This window comes from Nautilia sp. PV-1 (assembly GCF_004006315.1).
In the GTDB taxonomy this organism is placed as follows: domain Bacteria; phylum Campylobacterota; class Campylobacteria; order Campylobacterales; family Nautiliaceae; genus Nautilia; species Nautilia profundicola_A.
On the sequence record NZ_CP026530.1, the window covers coordinates 56,378 to 79,399 of the forward strand.

At 34.2% G+C, this 23,022-nt stretch carries 26 protein-coding genes and 1 tRNA gene; 11 read left to right on the forward strand and 16 right to left on the reverse strand.

Translation table 11 applies throughout. The annotated features are described in order from the left end of the window. Positions 1–88 precede the first annotated feature (88 nt). Complete coding sequence (locus C3L23_RS00315) at positions 89–1,012, forward strand: D-2-hydroxyacid dehydrogenase (RefSeq protein ID WP_127679190.1); 924 nt, start codon at positions 89–91, stop codon at positions 1,010–1,012. On the opposite strand, the gene C3L23_RS00320 is transcribed toward C3L23_RS00315, so the two are convergent. Genes C3L23_RS00320 through secG form a run of 10 tightly spaced genes read right to left on the reverse strand, consistent with a single transcriptional unit; the run spans position 1,009 to position 7,981 of the window. Beyond that, positions 1,009–1,809, reverse strand: coding sequence for a mechanosensitive ion channel family protein (locus C3L23_RS00320; RefSeq protein WP_127679191.1), 801 nt, complete (start codon positions 1,807–1,809; stop codon positions 1,009–1,011). The two genes, C3L23_RS00315 and C3L23_RS00320, sit on opposite strands and share 4 nt — an antisense overlap. Positions 1,810–1,863: 54 nt before the next feature. Further along, positions 1,864–2,556 (reverse strand): glucosaminidase domain-containing protein, encoded by a 693-nt coding sequence (locus C3L23_RS00325; protein WP_127679192.1) that lies wholly within the window; start codon positions 2,554–2,556, stop codon positions 1,864–1,866. A gap of 9 nt (positions 2,557–2,565) precedes the next feature. After that, positions 2,566–3,141: a ribonuclease HII gene (locus C3L23_RS00330; RefSeq protein WP_127682091.1), complete on the reverse strand. Its 576-nt coding sequence runs from the start codon at positions 3,139–3,141 to the stop codon at positions 2,566–2,568. Beyond that, a complete protein-coding gene (locus C3L23_RS00335; RefSeq protein ID WP_127679193.1) occupies positions 3,123–4,088 on the reverse strand; it encodes an ATP-binding protein in 966 nt (321 codons plus the stop codon). The genes C3L23_RS00330 and C3L23_RS00335 overlap by 19 nt, the downstream gene beginning before the upstream one ends. 28 nt (positions 4,089–4,116) lie before the next feature. Then, positions 4,117–5,163 carry an MFS transporter gene (locus C3L23_RS00340; RefSeq protein WP_127679194.1) on the reverse strand — a complete coding sequence of 349 codons (1,047 nt, stop codon included), beginning with the start codon at positions 5,161–5,163 and terminating at the stop codon, positions 4,117–4,119. Continuing rightward, entirely contained in the window at positions 5,153–5,557 is a 405-nt protein-coding gene (locus C3L23_RS00345) for an HIT family protein (RefSeq protein ID WP_127679195.1), read from the reverse strand. Before C3L23_RS00345 ends, C3L23_RS00340 begins: the two co-directional genes overlap by 11 nt. Next, positions 5,557–6,165: an orotate phosphoribosyltransferase gene (gene pyrE / locus C3L23_RS00350; protein WP_127679196.1), complete on the reverse strand. Its 609-nt coding sequence runs from the start codon at positions 6,163–6,165 to the stop codon at positions 5,557–5,559. The genes C3L23_RS00345 and pyrE overlap by 1 nt, the downstream gene beginning before the upstream one ends. Positions 6,166–6,177: 12 nt before the next feature. Then, on the reverse strand, positions 6,178–6,735 hold the full coding sequence (frr, locus tag C3L23_RS00355) for a ribosome recycling factor (RefSeq protein ID WP_371264366.1): 558 nt from the start codon (positions 6,733–6,735) through the stop codon (positions 6,178–6,180). Beyond that, a complete protein-coding gene (locus tag C3L23_RS00360) occupies positions 6,732–7,655 on the reverse strand; it encodes a polysaccharide deacetylase family protein (RefSeq protein WP_127679198.1) in 924 nt (307 codons plus the stop codon). The genes frr and C3L23_RS00360 overlap by 4 nt, the downstream gene beginning before the upstream one ends. Beyond that, complete coding sequence (secG, locus tag C3L23_RS00365; protein ID WP_127679199.1) at positions 7,655–7,981, reverse strand: preprotein translocase subunit SecG; 327 nt, start codon at positions 7,979–7,981, stop codon at positions 7,655–7,657. The genes C3L23_RS00360 and secG overlap by 1 nt, the downstream gene beginning before the upstream one ends. 53 nt (positions 7,982–8,034) lie before the next feature. Between secG and C3L23_RS00370 the strand changes: the two genes are divergently transcribed. Beyond that, positions 8,035–8,691: a methyltransferase domain-containing protein gene (locus C3L23_RS00370; RefSeq protein ID WP_127679200.1), complete on the forward strand. Its 657-nt coding sequence runs from the start codon at positions 8,035–8,037 to the stop codon at positions 8,689–8,691. Position 8,692: 1 nt separating this feature from the next. Here C3L23_RS00370 and C3L23_RS00375 read toward each other — a convergent pair. The 5 genes from C3L23_RS00375 to serS form a co-directional block, all read right to left on the reverse strand. Then, a tRNA-Ala gene (locus C3L23_RS00375) sits at positions 8,693–8,768 on the reverse strand. After that, positions 8,759–9,157 (reverse strand): thiamine-phosphate pyrophosphorylase, encoded by a 399-nt coding sequence (locus C3L23_RS00380; protein ID WP_127679201.1) that lies wholly within the window; start codon positions 9,155–9,157, stop codon positions 8,759–8,761. Before C3L23_RS00380 ends, C3L23_RS00375 begins: the two co-directional genes overlap by 10 nt. Further along, the gene (locus C3L23_RS00385; protein WP_210402419.1) at positions 9,147–9,893 is read right to left on the reverse strand and encodes a Bax inhibitor-1/YccA family protein; all 747 of its coding nucleotides are present in this window, start codon (positions 9,891–9,893) and stop codon (positions 9,147–9,149) included. Before C3L23_RS00385 ends, C3L23_RS00380 begins: the two co-directional genes overlap by 11 nt. An 82-nt stretch (positions 9,894–9,975) precedes the next feature. After that, complete coding sequence (locus C3L23_RS00390) at positions 9,976–12,198, reverse strand: tetratricopeptide repeat protein (RefSeq protein WP_127679202.1); 2,223 nt, start codon at positions 12,196–12,198, stop codon at positions 9,976–9,978. A gap of 8 nt (positions 12,199–12,206) precedes the next feature. After that, positions 12,207–13,457: a serine--tRNA ligase gene (gene serS, locus C3L23_RS00395; protein ID WP_127679203.1), complete on the reverse strand. Its 1,251-nt coding sequence runs from the start codon at positions 13,455–13,457 to the stop codon at positions 12,207–12,209. Between the two features lie 75 nt (positions 13,458–13,532). On the opposite strand from serS, the gene C3L23_RS00400 reads away from it, so the two are divergent. The 7 genes from C3L23_RS00400 to C3L23_RS00430 all read left to right on the forward strand — a co-directional run bounded on the left by C3L23_RS00400 (position 13,533) and on the right by C3L23_RS00430 (position 20,447). After that, the gene (locus C3L23_RS00400; protein WP_127679204.1) at positions 13,533–14,672 is read left to right on the forward strand and encodes an ABC transporter substrate-binding protein; all 1,140 of its coding nucleotides are present in this window, start codon (positions 13,533–13,535) and stop codon (positions 14,670–14,672) included. A gap of 92 nt (positions 14,673–14,764) precedes the next feature. Next, positions 14,765–16,432, forward strand: a complete 1,668-nt coding sequence (locus C3L23_RS00405) for a diguanylate cyclase (RefSeq protein WP_127679205.1) — start codon at positions 14,765–14,767, stop codon at positions 16,430–16,432. Between the two features lies 1 nt (position 16,433). Then, positions 16,434–16,865, forward strand: a complete 432-nt coding sequence (locus C3L23_RS00410; RefSeq protein ID WP_246831072.1) for a PAS domain-containing protein — start codon at positions 16,434–16,436, stop codon at positions 16,863–16,865. Further along, positions 16,866–17,780: a branched-chain amino acid ABC transporter permease gene (locus C3L23_RS00415; protein ID WP_127679206.1), complete on the forward strand. Its 915-nt coding sequence runs from the start codon at positions 16,866–16,868 to the stop codon at positions 17,778–17,780. A gap of 2 nt (positions 17,781–17,782) precedes the next feature. Then, complete coding sequence (locus C3L23_RS00420) at positions 17,783–18,835, forward strand: branched-chain amino acid ABC transporter permease (protein ID WP_127679207.1); 1,053 nt, start codon at positions 17,783–17,785, stop codon at positions 18,833–18,835. Positions 18,836–18,850: 15 nt separating this feature from the next. Continuing rightward, positions 18,851–19,630, forward strand: a complete 780-nt coding sequence (locus C3L23_RS00425) for a thiazole synthase (RefSeq protein WP_012663827.1) — start codon at positions 18,851–18,853, stop codon at positions 19,628–19,630. Between the two features lie 55 nt (positions 19,631–19,685). Beyond that, on the forward strand, positions 19,686–20,447 hold the full coding sequence (locus C3L23_RS00430) for an alpha/beta hydrolase (protein ID WP_127679208.1): 762 nt from the start codon (positions 19,686–19,688) through the stop codon (positions 20,445–20,447). Here C3L23_RS00430 and C3L23_RS00435 read toward each other — a convergent pair. Continuing rightward, positions 20,444–21,484, reverse strand: coding sequence for a GGDEF domain-containing protein (locus tag C3L23_RS00435; protein ID WP_127679209.1), 1,041 nt, complete (start codon positions 21,482–21,484; stop codon positions 20,444–20,446). The two genes, C3L23_RS00430 and C3L23_RS00435, sit on opposite strands and share 4 nt — an antisense overlap. Positions 21,485–21,716: 232 nt before the next feature. On the opposite strand from C3L23_RS00435, the gene C3L23_RS00440 reads away from it, so the two are divergent. Next, entirely contained in the window at positions 21,717–22,346 is a 630-nt protein-coding gene (locus C3L23_RS00440; protein ID WP_127679210.1) for a LysE family translocator, read from the forward strand. 15 nt (positions 22,347–22,361) lie between these two features. Beyond that, positions 22,362–22,952: a LysE family translocator gene (locus C3L23_RS00445; protein ID WP_127679211.1), complete on the forward strand. Its 591-nt coding sequence runs from the start codon at positions 22,362–22,364 to the stop codon at positions 22,950–22,952. The last annotated feature ends 70 nt before the right edge of the window (positions 22,953–23,022 follow it).

Here is a 23,022-nt window from a genome sequence, read left to right on the forward strand (position 1 = left end):
GTCGGGAAAAAGGGCTGATTTGATGTTTTAAACAGTGACAGACACAAATAGATGTTTGATATAATTATTCAAAAATTAAAGGATATTAATGAAAATAGTTTTTTTAGATGCATTAACATTGGGAGATGTGGATTTTGAAAGATTTAAAAATTTGGGAGAAATTGAAATTTATCAGACAACTAATCCGGATGAAACACTCGAAAGAGTAAAAGACGCCGATATAGTGGTGAGCAATAAAGTAGTAATTGACAGATATATTATGGATAATTCTAATATAAAATTTATTCAGATAGCGGCAACCGGTATGAATAATGTTGATTTGGAATATGCATCCAAAAAAGGAATTATTGTAAAAAACGTTGCCGGGTATTCCACCAAAGCAGTAATACAGCATACGTTTGCACTGGTTTTGGGGCTTTTAAATAAAATATGCTATTTTGATAAGTATACTAAGGAAGAATATCCGAACAGTGAAATTTTCACACATATACAGAACTGGTTTGAAATCTCAGGAAAAAGATGGGGAATCATAGGACTTGGAGAAATAGGAAGAGGAGTGGCTGAAATTGCCGAAAGTTTCGGTGCGGATGTTGTATATTATTCAACAAGCGGAAAAAACAGAAACAGCAGATATAAGAGGGTTGATTTAACAGAGCTTTTATCTTCCAGTGATATAATTTCTATTCACGCTCCTTTAAACGATAATACTAAAAATCTTTTAAACTATGAAAAGCTGTCTTTAATAAAACCCGGTTGCGTTATTGTTAATCTCGGAAGAGGAGGTATTATTAACGAAAAAGATTTGGCTGAAATATTGAAACAAAAAAATATATTGGCAGGACTTGACGTTTTTGAAAAAGAGCCTTTAAATGCAGACAGCCCGCTTTTAGAGGTTAAGGATAAACTGCTGTTAACGCCTCATGTTGCCTGGACGAGTATTGAAGCAAGAAATAAACTGATGGATGGAATTTATAAAAATATTGAGGAATTTGTAAAACAAAGCGGAAATTAAGCCGCTTTGTTGTCTACATGAACGTCCATTTGAGGATAAGGGATATTAATTCCTTTTTCGTCAAATGTTGTTTTGATTTTTTCAAGAAGTTCGCTTCTTACACCCCAGTAATCTTCGCTTTTGACCCAAGGTCTTACGTTAAAGTTTACACTGCTGTCAGCAAGTTCCGCAAGTGCTACAGCTGGAGCCGGATCTTTTAGAACTTTTGGGTGGTCGTTTAAAATTTCTTCCAGAGTGCTTTTTACAAGTTTAAGATCGTCTTCGTAACCTACACCTATAACAAGATCTATTCTTCTTATAGCTTCTCTTGAATAGTTTGTAATATTTCCTCCAATAATATTTGAATTAGGAACGATTATTATTCTGTTATCACCCGTTTTAAAAGTCGTATTGAAAATACCTATTTGGTCAACGACTCCGACTGCTCCACCCGCTTCTACAAAATCTCCTACTTTAAAAGGTCTTAAGAATAAAATCACAACTCCCGCACCGAAATTGGCAATATTCCCCTGAAGAGCCAAACCTACAGCCAAACCGGCAGCACCTATAATTGCCGCAAATGAAGTAGTATTAACCCCTAAAGTTCCGAGGGCTGCAATTATTACTAGTACGATTAAACCGAAATAAACCAAATCTCCTAAAAATTTAACCAGTGTAATGTCGGTATTAGAACGCTCAAGCATTTTTCTAAACAGTTTTGTCAATACTTGTGCTATCCATTTACCGATAATGTATATGGCAACGGCACCGAGAATTTTAATCCCCCATGCTATGGCCAGTGTAACGAATCCGCTCATTTTTTCTCCTTTTTTTAAGATTAATTGTATATTAAAATAGTGACATATAAGTGATTATTTATCGTATTTGCTCCATTTATTGTTTTTTATCATCTGTTTGAGAAGTTTTACATATTCTTCTTTTTTTTGAGAATAGTTAATCATAGTATTTGCAGCGGCAAGTCCTGTAAAGGTTTTGTTTTCTTCACTGTATTTTTCTCTTAAATCTCTGAATGATTTATATGCCGGATTTCGGTTTAAGTTTTTCATATATGCAGCTATTGAAGCTTCAAGCGAGGGAAAAATTTTTAAAGAATAATTTATTTGTATGTCATCATATTTGCTTTTCGGTGCAAGACCTTTGTCCGAATACTCCCAGTGTCCGAAAATATTATTGGCCTCTCTTACAAAACGGCTTTTGCCCCAGCCGCTTTCTATTGCTGCCTGTGCCAGAGCCAAAGAAGCAGGAACGGTGTTGATTTTTTTTAAGAATTCTTTTTTATCGGTTATGTTTTTAATTTTGTATATTTTTGCGATTTTCGCCAAAAATGCCACTTTTTTAGGATTTATAAGATAAAAAGGATCGTTGAAAATATCTATTATGTGCTTTCTTAAATGTTCTAATTTTTTGTTTTCTGCCTGAATAAGAGGCAGCATAATTTCGACAAAAGCCTGTTTTTGCTGCGTAGTTCCTTTGACTTTATAGTACCAGTCGGGAAACGCTCCATATAAATTTAAGGTCAGTGCCAGTGAAATAAGTCTTTTCAATAAATCTCCTTAAAAAAGTGTAGGCTCAAGTGCTTTTAATCTGTAGCTTTTTCTGTGAATATCGCTAAAACCGTTCTTTTTAATTTCTTCGATATGTTCCTGCGTAATATAACCTTTATGTTTTTTAAAATTGTACATAGGATATTTATCGGCAATTTCAAGCATATATTTATCCCGGCTGACTTTGGCCAATATGCTCGCAGCGCTTATCTGTTTGATTTTGGAATCGCCTTTGATTATTGTTTCAATACCGCTTACTCCGAAATTGGAATTTCCGTCAAACAGGTATTTCGAGGCTTTCAGTATTTCTTTTATTTCGGATAAAGCCGATTTAATTGCAAAAGAAAGCCCTTTTTTATCAATCGTTACGTTATCGATAAAAACTATATGATATTCACACGTTTCTTTAATAATCTCAAAAAGCTCCTCTCTTTTTTTTGCGCTGAGTTTTTTCGAGTCGTTTAACATTTCTAAATAATTCTCAATTTTCAATTCTCCATTCTCAATTTTAAAAATGCATCCCGCTACGACAAGGGGTCCCGCAATAGGCCCTCTTCCCGCTTCGTCTATTCCGCAAATCTCCATTGCCAAAACGGTATTACCTCCACTTCAAAATTTTTGTTTTTTATTTCAAATTCGTTTGAAATAGTTATAACCTGAATTTTTTTTACGTCTTTTACTTTTTTCAGTTTTTCTTCCAATACCTCTTCATTTGCAAACGGCATAACCATAATTCCCAGTTCTTTTTGAGGAAGATAAAAACTGAGAGTGTCTTTATAATATATCTCTTCTTCATTTAATTCTAAAAATACGATATTTTCAAAAGTTAAAAGAATATTTTTTCTGGTTGTGAGAATATTTTTAAATGCAAAATTGTATGAATAAAATTTTTTAGGCGATTTAGGCGAATTAAATTTATTTACTTCGTATATAACTTTTTTTTCTATGAGTTCGTTTGTCGTTTTGTAAAAACTGTCTTTGCTTATTTTGATACGTTTTTTTAAAATCTGGTATATTTGATAAAGCGTAAATTTTTCACCTATATGGGCAAAATAAAATTTCAGTATTTCTTTATTAAAAGGCATCAGCTCAAACTGTTCTTTTAAATATTCCTCTTTGAAATAATCGTCTAAAAACAGGCTTCTGGGGAAATTGCCCGTTTTTAAAAACTTGTCAAAGCTGTGTGTTATGCTTTGTGAATTGTCAAATGAAAAAAACTCTTCAAAATCCAGAGCTTTTAAATTTATCTGTTTAAAGTTTTCAATCTTTAAAGGTTTATCGGAGATTATGAAAGTCGTCACCGGAGGAATTTCAGCCGAAAAATCAAAATTATCATATATAATTAAATCGTATCCGTCAAAATCCAGGTTTTTTTCCCTGTAATCTTTAAAATCTACATATTTGTATTTTCCGTTGAAATTTTCTAAAAAATTGAATACTAAAAACGTCTTTCCGACTGCTTTAGGCCCGGATATTACGGTATTTTCAAAAGATAGTTTAGTTTTTCTGTCGTGAACTTTTTTCGGTAGCAAAATGCTCCTTTAATTTTGTATTAATGTATTATAACATAATCAAAAATCCAAAAAACACTATTATGCTTTCATATAAAAACAGATTTTCTCCATATAAAACACCTGAAAGAATACTTCCAAGAAAAGCGGACATACCGTAAGCAATACCTGCATAAAACTGCTGGGCGAGGGTTTTGTTTGTATAATGTTTTGAAATATATAAAAGTGCGGAAGTATGAAAAATAGCAAACGAAAACGCATGTATAAGCTGAGAAAGAGCTACCATTATCAGATTTCCGGGAAACAGATAAAGTGTAAACCATCTGAATGAAGTAAGCAAAATAGAAATCTTAAGAAGAAACGACGGTTTGAAATTTTTAATAAACCTGTGCTGGAATATAAAAATGGCTATTTCGGCCGTTACGCCTATAGCCCATAGCCATCCGATGTATTCTTTAGGTATACCGTGGTTTAGATTGTAAATAGTGAAGAAATTGTAAAATCCTCCGAAACTTATCTGTAAAAATATAACAGCCAGCCAAAATTTCCATTCTTTGAGAAAATTAATAGAAGAGGAAGATTTTTTTATTTCCGTATCTCTTAAAAAGTATAAAGCCGTAATATTAGTCAAAATCATAAGAATAATGAAAAGCCAGACAAGATTGCCGTTTATATAAGAGAACACTATTCCAAAAAGCATAAAACCTATACTGCCGTATACCCTTGTTTTTCCATATTTTTCTTTAAGCTTTTCTATAGCAATCGCTTCAATATACGGGAATACAACACTGAAACTGACTCCAATTAGAAAAAATGCGGCCAATATCAGATAAAAATTTTGAGTTAAAAGCAAAAATGACGCAAATGTAGAAACAATCAGCGCTGAAATATAATCAAGTTTTGTTAAAGGTTTTTTAAGATAAATAAAAGGAGTAATAAATCTGGCTATCGGAAGCATTGAAAATATTATACCTATTTCAGCCGCGCTGAAACCTATCTGTTTAAAAAATTTGGGCATAAAAATAACATAATCCCCGATAAGCGAAAAAAAAAGAAAATAAAACAGGCTAAGAGCTATAAATGTTTTATTTACCATTTAGCTCTTTTACCGCTGTTGTTAAATTTTTAATCTGCTCTTCAGTTACAGGATAATTAAAATCCCTGATTTTAGTACAGAAAGTTGCTCCGGGCCACCATGGATCGTTTATAAATCTCGGAATAATGTGAATATGCAGGTGAGGAACCATGTTGCCGAGCATTGCAATATTAATTTTGTCAGGATTTAAAGTTTTAATCATTACTTTTTCAATTTGTTTAAGCAAAAGCATAATTTTCGCGGTTTCTTCGTCATTTAAATCGCTGAATTCTTTAATATGTTTTTGTGTGATTATTCTTATATATCCGGGAATTTCGTCAACTAAAACAACTCTTAAAAAATCATTTTGAAAAATAATGTTTTCATTTGACGGATTACACAGAGGGCAGGACATTAATTCCCTCTGCTGCCGGGTTTAACAGGTGTGCTTCCGGCTTTGCACATAGGACAGTTTTGAGGATCGTAAACTTCAAAATCGAAATCGTCTAACGCAAAAAACGGTTTATCGGCAGGAAGTTTGCACTCCGGTTTTCTTTCACTTTTGCCGTTAACTCTTTTACATACGCCTCTGTTTGCTATAGCTGCGAACGCAACTACTTCGGCGCCTCTTGTTTCGACTTCCCTTGCGGCTTCCATTGCGCTTCCGCCGGTTGTAATGATGTCTTCACAGATTAAAATTTTTTCGCCTTTGCTTACTTCAAATCCTCTTCTTAAAGTCATTAACCCCTTAACTCTTTCGGTAAAGATAAATCTGACTCCAAGAGCCCGTGCAAGCTCGTATCCGGCAAGAAGTCCTCCGATTGCCGGAGAACATACGGTGTCTACTTCTATTCCAGCTTCTTTTATCTGTTTTGCAAGTTCATCCGCAAGTTTTTGGGCAATTTCCGGATGTTCAAGCACTCTTGCGCTTTGAAGATAATATTCGCTGTGTTTACCGCTGCTGAGTAAAAAATGGCCTTTTAAAAGGGCTCCCTGGTTTTCATATATTTCTCTTACGTTCATTTTAGCTCTTTATTAAACTTTCATAACGTCATCGATTTTTTTGTTAACTATTTCGTCAACTTTTTCAACATATGAATCCGTAATTTCCTGAACTTTGTCAAGTCCTCTTTTTTGATCGTCTTCTGTTATTTCTTTATCTTTAAACATTTTTTTAATATCGTCATTTGCTTCTCGTCTGATATTTCTGATTGCTATTTTTGCTTTTTCTGCAAATTCTTTAGCTTTTTTAGCCTGTTTTTTTCTCTCTTCTTCAGTCATTGGAGGGAAATAAAGCTTAATTACATCACCGTCATTATTCGGATTTGCACCGACGTTTGCTTCCTGGATAGCTCTTTCGATATCGTTGATAATTGATTTGTCCCATGGACTGACTACGATGGTAGTAGCGTCTACGGCGTTTACGTTAGCCACCTGATTAAGCGGAGTCGGCGCTCCGTAATATTCCACTTTTACACCGTCAAGAACGTGAATTGAAACTTTTCCTGTTCTAAGAGTGTTTAAATCTTTTTTAAGCACTTCTATACTCTTTTCCATATGCTCTTTGGCAAACTCGAATACTTCTTCCATTATTCCTCCTTTAAGATTAATTTTGAAACTATTTTATAATTATATCTTATGATAACCCTGTTTCTGTATTTTTTTAGTGTGAAATTAGGTTTATATTCAAAATATCCTTTTTTGACTTTTACGCCTTTCCACCCGAGTTTGGTAATGTATATGTTTACGTAGGGTTTGTCTGTATAGCCGCTTATTTTAGTAATTGTGTTTTTGTTTCTTTCTATTTTTAGATTTTTAATGTGAAGTATTTTCAGTTTCAGTTTATCCGCTATATTTACTTTTCCGGTAAGGGCAATTCTGTCGATATCGTTTACAGGTGAAGTTAAACCGAACGCACCTGCGTTTTGATTGGCTATAACAGGGAAAAAAGAATTAATAACTTTTTTAACCCTTTCGTTGTATTCTCCATACGGGTAAGCGTACATGTCGGGAACGTATCCGATGTATTTTTTAAATGCGTTTATCGCTTTATTGGTGTCTGCAATTATCTGTTTATTGTTCAGCATCGCCAAATGCGGGTGTGCCCAGCTGTGAACCCCGAGTTCCCCGTATTTCGCACATTCTTTAACTTCTTTCCAGCTCATAAAGTCGCCCCAGTGTTCGGTGGTTGCTTTGCCGTAAACAAAAAGTGTAAAAGGAATATGGTATTTAATAAACAGCGGAAGTCCGTTTTTATAAAAACTTTTATAAGAGTCGTCAATGGTGAAAACAACGATTTTATCTATATTTTCGTGTTTTTCTTTCATTTTTATAAGTGTTGAAAGTTTGACCGCTTTGTATCCGTGGGAGTGTATGTATTTAAAATATTTAACTAATTCCTGCGACGATGTATTAGTATAAGGATGGCGGTTATCGTCTATTCTGTGCAGAACGAACAGATGCGCTTCGGCAAAAAGCCAAAGCGGCAGAAAAAATAAAAACAGATATTTCATTATTTAGTCGGAGCCTGAGGTACGCTCGGAACCGCAGGAGTAGTTTTAGGAGCCTGCTTTGTAGTTTTGATTTTTACTTCGTCAAGAGCAGAAGTATTTGCCTGTTTGTTATATAAATAAACTAAAGTAAGAGTGTTTAAAACAAACAGAAGTCCAAGCACCATAGTGGCTTTTGTTAAAAAGTTCATAGGCCCTTTTGCCCCGAAGACAGTGTTGTTAGAGCTTGAATATGCGCCAAGCCCCATAGATTCAGATTTTTGAAGTAACACTAAAATAACTATAGCTACAACAATTATAATCTGGATTGTGAATAATATACCGGTCATTTTATACCTTTTTTGGGTAGAATTATATCACAATTTAAAATGGAAAATAAAAAATGGAAAACGGAACATTGAAAAGCTTTGACAGGTTTGCTCATACATACGGAGAATACAACGTAATACAGAAAAGAATAATAAAAAAATATCTTTCTTTAGTAAAAGACAGGATAGTTGATCTTGGATGCGGCAGTGAAGGACTGTGCAAATATAAAAATTTTGAATTTTATCTTGGAATCGATTCTTCGGAAGAGATGTTAAAAAGAAATCCATGCAATTCATTAAAAGCCGATTTTAATACAAAAGAGTGTTTTGAACTTATAAAGAAATACAAATTTGATCAGATTGTTTCATTTTCCGCACTTCAGTGGTCTAAAGATTTAAATTTTGTATTTGGAGAAATCAGAAAATTAAATAGGGATTTTCTGCTTGCTGTTTTTACTTCAAATACTTTTAAAACGCTTCATCGTTTTCTTAATATAAAATCTCCGATTTTTTCAAAAGAAGACATACTCAAAAGCGCAGGCATACTGAATCCTAAAGAAGTGGAAATTTTAAATTACGAAATGACTTTCACTAATCCTAAAGAACTTTTGGAGTATATAAAATATTCGGGTGTCGGAGGCAATGTAAAGGCAAATCCCGTAAAAATAAAAAACTTTTTAAAACAGTTTCCGGTTAATTATTTGGAGTTTGAGGTGATTGTAATCAGGTAAATGGTGGAGACAACGGGACTCGAACCCGTGACCACCACGCTGCCAGCGTGGTGCTCTACCAGCTGAGCTATGTCCCCAGAAGTTTGAGTATTTCTTTTTCCAGATTATAAAGGCTATATCTGGCGGTTTTGAATTTTTCAGATGTTATTATATCAAAAAGTTTAAAACTTTCTTCCAAAACCCTTGCACTTTCTTGAGATCTTTTTAAATTTGCTATAACTATTTCTTTTATTGAGCTTCTTTGCTGTTCGCTTTTTGTGGACGGTTTAAGTATGTCGTTTATTGAATCTCTGTAATCGACATATTTTTCATAATCCGGGATATTAATATGTCTTAGTTTTTTTAATTCTTTGGCTAAAGGAGAGTCGAATTCGTATCTTAAAATATCTTCAACTACCCTTATACCTTCTTTGTATCTGTTTATATTGGCGTCTATAGTGCGGAAAAGAGGAGGATTAGTCGTCACTGTTTAAGAATCCTAAGATTTGAAGTAAAGAAATAAATAGGTTTAGAAAATCTAGATATAGCGCAACTGCGGCTTCTATTTCGCTTGATACGTTTCCTCTTATTATGTTTTGAGTGTCGTATAGTATAAAAAAGCTGAAAAGTATTGCGCTTACACTTGCTATTGCAAGCTGCAGCATAGGCAGATGAAGGAAAATATTGGCAATACTTGCTACGATTACTATAATTAATGTAATAAACAGAACCTTACCCATTGTTGAAAAGTCTCTTTTTGTATTCATTGCAAAGATTGTCAAAGAAGCAAAAGCGACTGCAGTCAGTCCGAACGCTTCACCGATCACGTATCCCATATTAGCGGCAATGTACATAGCTAGTGTAGGTGCTAGGGTAAATCCTGTCATAAAAGTAAAGGCAAATAAAAGCACAAGGTTAAGAGGAGTTTTATTTTTAGCCACAAACAGACCGAACAGAAGAATAAATTCTAATATTACAGCACCCCAGTAAGTAAATGTTAAAGAACCCGTGGCATAATTTACCATATTACCGACGAAGCCCATTCCAACATATGCGCCTACCGCTCCCGCTATTAATGAACCTGCAAGTAGCTGGTAAGTTCTTTTAACAAATGCGTTTATATCCGTAATCTCGTGTGTATGAGTATAATTATTTACTGTTTTTTCTGTTTGCAAATCTACATTTTTTGGGTTGCCGCCAAAGTCATTAGAGCTGAATTTCATAAAACCTCCTCTTTTTTTATTGAGATTATACAACAAAAAGGATTAAATTAGTGTTAAAATCGCTTTTGAGGGGTTTTAAGAATTAAAATTGTTGATTGGAAGGAGGCTTGATATTGAAGTCGAAATATCTACTTTCAAATCCGTCCGGAATTCTCGAATACTGTATGGATGCCGCTCTTAAATTATTTGCTTCCTGCCATAAAAGTCCAAGTCCGTATCTTGCTTCGTAATAGGTAGGGTTTTTAAGTTTTGCCAGTTCCATTAAAGCCACTGCGTTGGCATGATGATTGGCGCCTATTGCGGCTACTGCGGCATGATAAAGAGTATGAGGGTCCATTACGTTTTTGTTGTTGATTAAGTCGTTGTAAATTACATAAGCTTCTTCAAAATGTTTGGTATACAGATCTGCAAAAGCCACCCTTTTTAATATAGGTATAAGATCGAAGTTTTCTTTTTTTGCTTTTTTTATTAAATTTAATCGGACTTTGTTTAGAAGACCTGAAATTTTTGCAAAGGTAAAATACCAGTCTCTGACTATTTTGGCTCCGTAATAAAAATCGTTCATATCAAAATGCTGTGAAAAAAACAGAGACTGATAATTCAGGGCCTGTTTATATACAGGCAGATTTTTATTGGTTGCGTAAAAATATAAAAGATTGGCGATGATCTCATTAGGATACATGCTTTTGAGTTTTAACGCTTCATATGTAAAGTCTCTGTCCAATAGAGCTTTTGAAGTCAGTCTTGCTATTATCCAGGTTGGATTGTTTTTGTCGTTTTTGTCTAAAAACGCCGCCATTTTTACCGTATTGTTTTGAGTAATGGCAAGCATGGCTTCTTCTAAAGGAGTATTTGAATTTAAATCTTCTTTGATAGAAGCTATGAGGTAGTCGTTTGTTTTTTTAAGTTTGCCGAGAGCCATAAGCGCGTAAATACCACTTTTTAAATCGTTAGGATTCAAATGATATGCTCTAAGGAAATGGATATAAGCGTTTTTATAGTCTCCAAGCTGTGCATATGTCAGCGCCAGGTCGTAATGGAGGATATATGATGTTTCTCTGTGTTTGATAAGTTTTTGAAATTCTTTGTTAGCCAGATAAATATGGCCGTTAAGAGCCAGTTTAAGCGCATGGGAAATTTTTATGTTTAATGCTGAATAAGTGGCACTTTTGCTTAAATATGACTGTGATTCTTCAATTGAGCCTATAGGTATTCCGGCAATACCTTTTTTCAGATAGGAGATAGTCTGATTCATATTAAATACTTTGTAAGGAGCATAGTAGAAAAACAGGTCGTAAAAATCTTCTTTTTGTTTTAAAAATGATTTTTGAAACTCTTTTTGAGCTGTTTTTGTTTCAAATAAAGAAGGTTTTAAATACACTAAAATCGGATATATGTTATTGTCCTGGAATTTTTTAAATATTCTTGATGCTTCTTTAAAATAGGAAAGTTTTAAATCCACCAGTCCCAAAGCAAACTGGGACTCGTTTAAATCGGACATTGAAAGATAGTTTTTGGCCAGGGAGTATTCGCCTATCCTTGCAAGGGATATTCCTTTGTAGAAAGGATTGTTTTCAATTGCCTGTGCTTTGGTGAAATCCTGGTAGTATTCATATATAGCGCTTAAAAGTTTTTCAGATTTTTCTTTATATAAGTTTTTTGTTTTTAAAGCCGGAATGGCTTCAAACTCATATCCCATATAATACATAACAACCGCATAATAGTAAGGGTAGCTTTTTAATTTGGCAATTTCAGGAAGGAACGTATATGCCAGATTCCTGTAGTAGTTAAAAAGTTTTTTATTGCCCATCATCAAGGCGGCATATGTGGCGTTAATGGCGCTTAAAGTTCTGTTGTCTTTGTTCTTAATGGCTTTTTGGAAGTATTCAAGAGCTTTTTTATAGTTTTTTTCTTCCAGTTTTATAACTCCTAAATTGTAATAGGAAAGTGCTTCTGAATAACTGGAAAGTTTGTTAAGAAGCTGAAGGGCTTTTATTTTATTGCCCTTTTCATAAAGAATTGTCGCTTTTTTGATAAGCTGTTTTATTTCGTCTTTTTGTATAATGTGCCGTTTTTCAAGTTTTTTGGTTATCTGTGCAATTTCCTGCGGCTGAGCCGGTGTTTCGGCTTCACGTTTTTTCTTAATGATTATAACGGCGGCCAGAACCAAAACCAATATAATGGTAACCAAAAGAAGAATAATAATTATGTATATTAATTTGTTTTTCTTTTTTTCTTCTTTTTCCCCTTCTTCAATTACGATGACGTTTTCGTCTTGAGAATTGGTTTTGTTCTCTTCAGCCACATTTTACCTTATAAGTATTTTTTTAAAACTTTGGGTATTTCGATATTTCCGTCTTTTGTCTGGTAATTTTCCATAATTGCCACGAGTGTTCTTCCGACGGCCAGCGAACTTCCGTTTAATGTATGAACGAGTCTGTTTTTCTTGCCGTCTTTATATCTGATTTTTGCCCTTCTGGCCTGAAAATCTCTTGTATTTGAAACGGAACTTATTTCCCTGTATCTGTTTTGGGAAGGAATCCATACTTCCAGATCTATTGTTTTTGCCGCGCTGAATCCCAGATCTCCGGTACAGAGCATCAGTTTCCTATACGGAAGACCCAGTTTTTCTAAAGCGCTTCCGGCACATTTTACCATTTCTTCAAACATTTTATCGCTCTCTTCAGGGCGGGTGATGGCTACGAGCTCCACTTTGTCAAACTGATGCTGTCTTATGATTCCTTTGGTGTCTTTTCCATAACTTCCGGCTTCTTTTCTGAAACACGGCGTATAAGCCGTCAGTTTGATAGGCTCGTTTAAATCAGGAATTATTTCGTCTCTAAAAAGATTGGTTAAAGGCACCTCAGCTGTAGGAATGAGATATAAATCCTCATTGTCAATTTTAAACAGGTCCTCTTCAAATTTCGGAAGCTGTCCTGTGCCTGTCATTGTTTCTTTATTAACCATAAAAGGAACATATACCTCTTCAAACCCCCATTCTCTGTTGTGGTCTAAAAAGAAGCTTATTAATGCCCTCTCAAGTCTTGCGGCGTCTTTTTTCATAACCGTAAAACGGCTTTTTGCGAGTTTTACTCCTCTGACAAAATCAAGCCAGTCCAGCTTTTCTCCGAGTTCATCGTGAGGTTTCGGTTCAAAGTCGAACTTTCTCGGCTCTCCGATTCTTTCAATTTCAACATTTTCGTCTTCGTCTTTTCCTACCGGTACGTCTTCATCCGGAATATTCGGAATGACGAGGGCTTTTTGCATTAATTTATCATCTATGGATTTTAGTTTTTCTTCCAGTTCGGAAATATGCTGTTTTAAGTCGGAAACTTCTTTTTTAATGTTTTCAGCTTCTTCTTTTTTTCCGTCTTTCATAAGGGCACCGATCTGTTTTGAAAGAGAGTTTCTTTTTTCAAGAAGTTTATCAAGAGCTGTTTTTATCTCTTTTTTTTCTTTAAAAAGGTTTTTAATCTCTTCAAGGCTTTTTTCATCTACACCTTTTAACTGCAGGCGTTTAGCTGTTTCGTCAAAATTTTTCTCAAGCAGCTTCAAATCTATCATCAAATTCCTTTATTCTTTATAGTAATTTCATTTTTGGTATAATACTTGGGTAATTTTAACATAAAAGGAGCGTGAATGAAAAAGAAATTATTAGCATTGGGGCTTAGCGCATTAGTTGCAAGTACTTTAATGGCGAAAGATATTAAAGTTGGTGTTTTACAACCATTAACAGGACCTATTGCGTCATTTGGTCAAAAAACACTTGACGGTATTAAACTTGTACATGAAAAATACAACAAACTTCCAAACGGTGATAAAATCGTATTGGTTGTAGTTGACAATCAGTTTGACAAAGTACAGACTGTTAACGGTTATAAAAGATTAGCTAGCGGTGAAAACGTAGTTGCAATTGAAGGGCCTCTTGCAAGTTCAATGGCATTAGCTGTAAAAAGATTCGCAGGAGCTACTAAAACTCCTACAGTTACACAGATTGCTACAAACCCAAGAGTTACAAAAGGTAGCAAATATCTAACAAGGGCATGTTTTACAGATGATTTCCAAGGTACTGTGGCTGCTAAATACGCACTTAAACACAATCTTAAAAATGCAGTAGTTGTATTCGATATGAAACAGGATTATTCTGTAGGTCTTGCCAGAGCTTTTGAAAAAGCATATAAACAAGGCGGAGGAAAAATTCTTAAAAAACTGTTTATCAATACTGGTGATAAAGACTTCAACGCACAGGTTGCACAGATTAAAAAACTTCATCCTCAGTTTATCTATACTCCGATTTATGCACCTGAAGAAGGACTGTTCTTAAGACAGTTAAGAGCGGCTGGAGTTAAAGCGCCTGTAATGGGTGGTGACGGTATTGCGGATCCTGGACTACTTAAAAAACTTGCAGGAAAAGCTGCAAACGGCGTAATGTATACTGACCATTTTGACCCTGCAAAAGCGCCTACTCCGTTATCAAAACAGTTTATTAAAGATTTCAAAGCTAAATACGGAAGACTTCCAAGTGCGTTCGCGGCAACTGGAGCTGACGGATATTTATTAATTTATAACGCAATTAAACAATGCGATACTAAAGCAAACAAAACAAATCTTCAATTCAAACAGTGTATTAACGATGCTTTAAGACATACTAAAAACCTTGAAGCTGTTACAGGTTATTTAACAATTGATCCTAAAACTGGAAACCCAGTTGACAAACCGGCTGTTATTGAAGCAATTAAAGACGGTAAAGTTGTATTTAAAGAGCTAATTAAGCCTTAATTACAGTTTTTCTCCCTTTTGGGAGTAAAAACACTAAAATGCATTATAAAAATGCTGTTTAGTGTTTTTATGAAGATATAAAAAGAGGAAAAATGGATTTTAGTAAACCGATAGAAATAGCACATGATGTGTTTTGGGTAGGGTATGTTATACCCAACGATCCTTTTCAGTGCCATGTTTATTTAATTAAAAACGGAGAAGAGTCTATACTTATAGACCCGGGCAGTATGATAACTTTTCCTGTAGTTTTGGAAAAAGTGACATCTCTGGTAGATTTGAAAAATATCAAATATATAATAATGCATCATCAGGATCCTGATATAGTGGGATGTTATTCTACATTTGAAAAAATAATGCCGAAAGCCGAAAGATATATCGTTACACACTGGCGTACCGAAATGCTTCTTAAACATTATATGTGGGATACGCCGTTTTATCTTATAGACCAGCATAACTGGAAACTCAAAGCCGGCAAGAGGGAATTGGAGTTCGTATTTACTCCGTATGCGCATTTTCCGGGAGCTTTTTGTACTTATGACAAAAAAACCGGGATTCTTTTTTCAAGCGATCTTTTCGGCGGATTGACGGAGGAGTTTTCTTTGTTTGCGAAGAATGTGGACGATTATTTTGAAGCGGCAAAACCTTTTCATAAACATTACATGCCGAGTCAGGAAGTACTCCATCATGCGTTAAAACAGGTGCAGAAAAAACATCCTTTAATGATAGCACCTCAACATGGGTCGATTATAAAAAAAGATTTGATAAATCCGTTAATAGAAAAATTAAAAGATCTGGAATGTGGGCTTTACCTTTTAGACGATTATGAGAGTGATCTGTATATTTTAAATAAAACTGATGAGGTTTTAAAACAGTTTTTTAAAGACACGGTTTCTCTAAGTTCTTTTAATCTAGTGCTTAGAAATCTTTTTGACAATATTAAAAAAGTTATACCGTCTATACAAAAAATAGAAATCTGCGGTATTTCCCCTTTATCGGAGGCAGAGCACTGTTTTTCTTTCGGGGAGGACCATAAAATCGTAGAAATTGACAAGATGGATGAAAATTACTCGTTCAAAAAAGAGCTTAAACAAAATGATAAAAAAATAGGCGATATCTATATTATAATCAATAAAAATATGAATAAAAGAGAAAAAAAACTTCTTGAAATGCTTTTAAATAAAATTGCGGTGCCTGTGGCCATTTCATTGGAAAAAGAGCTGATATTAAGAGAATTGGAAGACAACAATAAAAAACTTTACGAAAAATCTATTACGGATCCTTTGACTAAACTTTACAACAGAGAATATATGAAAGAATTTTTAAACAAAAAAATAGAAGAAGCCAAACGTTATAATTTTCCTTTAAGCGTTGCTATGATAGATATAGATTTTTTCAAAAAAATAAACGATACATACGGACATTTGATAGGAGACTGTGTTTTAAAAGAGCTTTCAGAGCTTCTTAAAAATAATTTCAGAGGTTCAGATATTGTTTCGAGATACGGCGGGGAAGAAATATTTATTATTATGCCTTTTACGGATTGTGAAAATGCATGTAAAAAACTGGAATATTTCAGAAGTCTGGTAGAAGAATATACATTCTGCGACAAAAAAAGCGTTAAAATAACCATAAGCGCTGGTGTATGCGAATTTGACAAAGAAAATGACGGAATAGAAGATTTAATATTAAAAGTTGACAGAAAGGTTTATTTTGCTAAAAAACAAGGCAGAAATAAAGTAGTCTGCGAAAAGGGGGGATAAAATGAGCAGAATGGTGAAGGTTGTTGACGAAGAGGTCCGTTTTGAAGATGTCAATAAAGAAAACAGACCGGTTGTTTCAAAAACAGATATCAGAGGAAAAATCACATATACCAATTCGGTATTCAGAGCATTGTCCGGATATGATAAAGGGGAGATGGAAGGACGTCCTCATAATATTGTAAGACATCCTGACATGCCTAAAAAAGTATTTGAAGAGATGTGGGATACCATTTTAAAAGGTGAAGAATGGAGCGGAATTGTAAAAAATTTAAGAAAAGATGGAAAATATTACTGGGTAGAAGCCACAATTATGCCTATAAAAGACGAAAATAATGCTATAATCGGTTTTATTTCTGCGAGAAGAAGTATCAGTGACGAAGTGAAAAAAGAGTACGAAAAAATTTACAAAGAAATGAGAGAAAAGGAAAAGTAGATGGATGTTGGATTTGTTTTACAGCAAATTGTAAACGGTTTTTCATTAGGTAGTATGTATGCCCTTATCGCTATCGGGTATACATTGGTTTACGGTGTTCTTAGACTAATCAACTTTGCACACGGAGATATTATGATGGTAGGCGCTTTTATGGCGTTTATCTTTTTTAAAATATTAGGGCTTAACTTTTATGTAGCTGTGCTGTTTGCAATTATTTTTACGGCTGCAGTGGGTATTTTGACATATGCAAGCGCATATAAACCTTTGCTTGACAAAGGTGCGCCTAAAATTTCACTTTTAATTACAGCAATCGGTATTTCGTTTTTCCTTGAATCTTTATTTAACGTAATTGCCAACCAGTATCTAGGAGGTACTTATCAGGCGTTTTATTTTCCAAAATGGTTTTCTCACATTATTCATATAGGTTCATTAACAGTGCCGGTGTTAACTATACTCGTACCTATTTTAACGCTTGCTTTGTTGGGACTTGTACTTTTTATTTTATACAGAACAAAAATCGGTATTGCTATTAGGGCTCTTGCATTTGATATCCAGACAGTAAAGCTTATGGGAGCGGATTCTAATAAAATTATTGCGTTTGTATTCGCATTAGGAAGCGGTCTTGCCGCAATCGGCGGTATAGCTTATGCGATGGCTTATCCGAGTATTGACCCGTATATGGGTATGCTTGTTGGTCTTAAAGCATTTGCCGCCGCTGTTGTAGGAGGTATCGGAAGTGTTACAGGTGCGGTTATTGGTGGATTTATTTTAGGATTTGCTGAAGTTGCCGTTCCGGGATTTTTTCCGGAACTAGGAGGATGGAAAGATGCGTTTGCATTTATATTCCTGATTTTCGTACTTTTATTTAAACCTACAGGTATTATGGGAATAGACTTTGAAAGACAAAGGTTTTAATAATGGAAAAGGCAAAAGTAAAAATGGCAAACTTAAGCGCGCCGAAATATTTTGCGATTATTGCGGTAGTAACGGCGCTGTTTTTAGGATTTTTGTATATTTCTCCGAAATGGTTTAACGATTATACCATTACAGTTTTGGGAAATGTTTATATTTTCATAATATTGGCTGTAAGCTATAACCTGATCAATGGTGTAACAGGCCAGTTTTCACTAGAACCGAACGGATTTGTGGCAATCGGTGCGTATGTAACCGCTTTACTGATGTTGAGTCCTGATGTAAAGGCGGATATGTATATTATTGCTGATCCGTATCCTTTTATTAAAGATATATTTTTACCTAATCCGTTTTTCACACTGATTATCAGCGGTATTGTTTCCTCGCTTGTGGCATTAACGCTTGCTTTCCCTGTATTTAGGGTTAGAGGAGACTATCTTGCTATCGTTACTTTGGGATTCGGATTTATTATTAGAATCTTTTTAATCAACAACCCGGAAATTTCAAACGGTTCGATGGGGCTTGATTCTATTCCTGGATTTGCGAGTTATTTTTGGATAGGGTTTAGTGCTCTGGTTACTGTTGTCCTCGTTTATAATATAGTTTATTCTAAATACGGAAGAGGAATGAAAGCCGTAAGAGACGATGAGGATGCGGCATTGGCCATGGGTGTTAATACGTTTAAAGTAAAAACAATAGCATTTATGACAAGTGCGTTTTTTGAAGGAGTCGGAGGAGGGCTTCTTGCAAGTTCTATCGGTTCTATTTCACCGGATCAGTTTACATTTATGCTAACGTTCCAGTTATTGATTATTATTGTTCTTGGCGGTCTTGGAAGTATGAGCGGAGCGATTTTAGGTACTTTATTATTCCTTGGCGGTATGGAAGTATTGAGACCTTTAGACGATGCGACATGGACGTTAGGACCTGTTCACGGTATTCCTGGACTCAGAATGGTTGTATTTAGTCTTATCCTTTTAGGAATAATGCTTTTTGCAAGAAAAGGTCTTTTCGGAGATAAAGAAATCTGGGATTATATAAAATTTAAAAAGAAATAGTTTTAAGGAGATTTAATGAGCGATATTTTAAAAATTGGCAAATATGAATTTACAAGCAGACTTATAGTCGGAAGCGGAAAATATCCTGATTTTCAGACCACGAGAGACGCCACTCTAGCCAGCGGTGCGGAAATGATTACCGTTGCCGTAAGACGTGTAAATATTATGGATCCCAATGAAGAGAATTTAATGGATTATTTTAAAGATACTGATGTCAAAATTCTTCCAAACTCTGCGGGATGTACAACTGCGGAAGAAGCTATTACATTATTCAGACTCGTAAGAGAAGCAACGGGAATTGACATTATTAAACTTGAAGTAATAGGAGATACGGCAAAAACTTTATATCCTGATGTAATGGAAACGTTAAAAGCATGTGAAGTTTTAGCCAAAGAAGATTTTACTATTATGGCTTATACAAACGACGATCCGATTATGGCTAAAAGACTTGAAAATGCCGGCGCTCATGCAGTAATGCCTCTTGCCGCTCCTATCGGAAGCGGACTGGGCGTTCAAAACAGATACAATGTTGTGTTTGTTAAAGATGCTGTAAATGTTCCTGTGATTGTAGACGCGGGTATAGGTACTGCAAGCGACGCTGCGGTTGCCATGGAGCTTGGAGCGGACGGTGTGCTTACGAATACAGCCATTGCACAGGCTAAAAATCCTATTGCAATGGCGGAAGCCATGAAACATGCCGTAATAGCCGGAAGAATGGCTTATAAAGCAGGAAGAATACCTAAAAAACCTTATGCGACGGCCAGTTCACCGTTAGAAGGTCTAATTGAATTTTAACGGGCTTTTCCCCGTTTGTTTTTGTATAATTGAGTGACAGACACTAGGAGTTTTTATGAAAATAATAATCGGTTTGGCGGCTTTAGCCTTTTTTATATATATCGGTGCTGCTTTATATTTATATTTAACACAGGACAGTAAAATTTTTAACCGTAAATGGGCAAAACCGTATGAACCCGCCGTTGCCGAAAAAATATATTTTATCACTAGTGACGGGATAAAGCTGGAAGGAGCATATACTAAAAACGGCGAAAAATTGCCTCTTGTTCTGTATTTCAGCGGTAACGCAAATAATGTTATAGAGTTTTTGGATAAGATCGCGCCTAAAATTAAAAATTATAATTTTATAGGGTTTAATTATCCCGGATATGCCGGAAGCGAGGGTAAACCGTGTGAAAAATGTATACTTAAATACGCTTTGGAAATATATGATAAATATAAACCTCAAGTAGTAATAGGCAGGAGTCTCGGAACGGCCGTAGCTTCATACGTCGCATATAAAAGGCCTGTGAAAAAACTAGTTTTGATTACCCCTTTTGATTCTATATTGAATATTGCAAAAAACAAATACCCTTTATTGCCCGTGGAAGTGCTTGTAAAATATAAATTTAACGAGTATTTATGGGTTAAAGAATTAAATATACCTGTAAGCGTTCTGCTAGTCAAAGACGATGATATTATTCCTGAAGAAAATATAAATAATTTATTAACGCATATAAAACATCTTGATAAGAAAATAACTGTTTCAGGTGTAAAACACGGAAATGTATATGAATATGAGAATATTACAGAAGTTTTAAAACAGCTTTTGGATTAATAATAAACTACACGGTTTCTTCCGGTTTTTTTCGCTACGTATAACGCTTTGTCTGCATTAATAAGAGCCTGTTGAATTTCAGATTTTTCTTCGGGTTTGAATGTATAAACTCCCATACTTGCCGTTATCTGTAAATTTTTTCCGTTTTCAAGAGGAATCTGCAGTGTTCTGATTCTGTTTAATATTTTATTGATTAATGTATCTGTCTCTTTAAGGTTAACATCATACAGAAGTAAAACGAATTCTTCACCGCCTATTCTTGCAAGAAAGTCATTTTCCCTGATTATCTGTTTTATTGCATTTACAAACTCTTTTAAAACTATATCTCCCGTTTTGTGGCCGTATGTGTCATTTACTTTTTTAAAGTGGTCTATATCCATCATGATAATACTTATAACTTTTCCTTCCCTTACAGCCTGTTTTAACAGTTTGTGGCCTATTTTAAAAAATGCGCGCCTGTTAAAAGTATCCGTTAACTCGTCAACAAGGGCGAGACGTTCAAGTTTTTTACTTTGTTCGATATTCTCTTTATTATATCTTTCGAGTTGAACGGCTACCAAAAAACCTAAAATAGAAAATGCGATTATACTCATTATTAACGTAACGTATGAATATAAATCTATATTGTAATGGCCGGTAATTCTTATTAAAAGCAGGGTAAGGAGAGAATATACAGAAATATATACCGCTATTCTTTTATTTGTAACGATATAAGCCGTCATTAACGTAAAATCCAGCCATATAGGTATAAATATATCTCTTGTGGATAAAACGGTCTGTGCGCTAATAAAAGTAACTAATACGAAATATGTTATCAGCTGAATTAATTTAAGTTTTTCTTTGCACTTTAAAAGACATATATACATAGAGATTAAAAACAGCAATAAACCTGTAGTATTTAGTGTGGCTAATACGTTTTCCGGAATAAAGTCTATCGTTCTTAATACAAAAAAAGTAAATGTAATAACAATAGCCAGAAAAAGACTTATCTTAGTAACGTTATATTTAAAATATTTTAAATAATTTATATCGTTCATACTTAATATTATACCTTATATTGCTTAAATTTACATAAGTTTTTCTTTAATTTGTATTTTGAGTGTGGGACATTTTATTAGCAAGTGTATTTTGGTTACGTTTTTTTGTTTTTAAGAATATAAAGTGCTACTTTTTGATACATTTATAAAACTTTAGCTTTTTATGCATTTTAAATTAATAAAAAAATCTTTATAAGAGTTACAATTATACACATGTATTAAAGGATGAAAAATGGATTTGCATAATTACCTGGGGTATTTAATCGTTTCGGTTTTAACTATTACGAGTCCAGGAGCGGCTATTTTGCTTGCCATTAATAATTCAATGAAATATGATTTAAGAGCAGTTGTTTTTTCAAGTTTTGGAAATATTTTAGGGCTTTTTATATTGTCACTTATTGCAATGTTTGGTGTCGGAATACTTATCAAAACATCCGATACTTTTTTCTGGATTTTAAAAATTGTAGGAGCGGTATATCTTATTTATCTCGGAATTAAACATATGATGAGTGGACATAAAGAATTTCACTTAAGTAAAAGCTGCGAACATTTAAGAAATTACAGTCCTAAAAAAGTTTTTGTTAAAGGATTCCTTGTAGCCGCTACAAATCCGAAACCTATACTTTTCTTTACGGCGATTTTTCCGCTTTTTTTATCTCAGAACCATTCCGTTGTTTTGCAGTTTTTTATAATGACGTTTACTTTTATGGCTATATCTTTTATTTCTCTTATGAGTTATGGTCTTATTTCTAAACATGCAAAAGCCTGGTTTTTCGATGATAAAAGTTTGGAGCTGTTTTATAAAATATCCGGGGCGATATTTGTTTTAATGGGAATCGGTATGCTGTTTATAAAAAAATAATTCGGAAGGTAAGATATGTTTTGGTTTATTCCTCTTGTAATATTTTTATCAGCAGCTATTTTTTCTCCGGGACCTAATAATGTTATAGCAATGAGTGTAGGGTTTAATTACGGTTTTAAAAAGGTGATTCCTCATCTTTTAGCGGTCGTCGTAGGATTTTCAATTATGCTTTTTGTTGTCGGTATAGGTATAAAAGAGATTATTTTAAAATATCATAACGCGTTTGAAATAATGAAATATCTTTGCAGCTTATATCTTTTGTATTTAGCTTATAAAATAGCTACCTCTAAAGCTGAATTTAATTCAACAGAGGTTAACCCAATTACTTTTAAAGAATCCCTGATGTTTCAAGTAATTAATCCTAAATCATGGATAGCGGCATTATCAGTTATTACTATTTATCTGCCTAAAGAAAACTTTATGACTGCATTATTTGTTACGATATTAATTTCCGATGTTTTAATAATAATGGCAATTTCTGCATGGGCTGTACTTGGTAAAAGTTTTAATAAATTATTCAATAATGAAAAAACTGCAAGGATTTTCAATTATTCTATGGCGATGCTTCTTGTGATTTCAGTATTGATGATATTGTTTGCTGAGTAGGATTATTGTAAAATAATGTATTAAAAAATTTTAATAAGAAAAAAAAGTATAAAATATTAATAATTGTGAC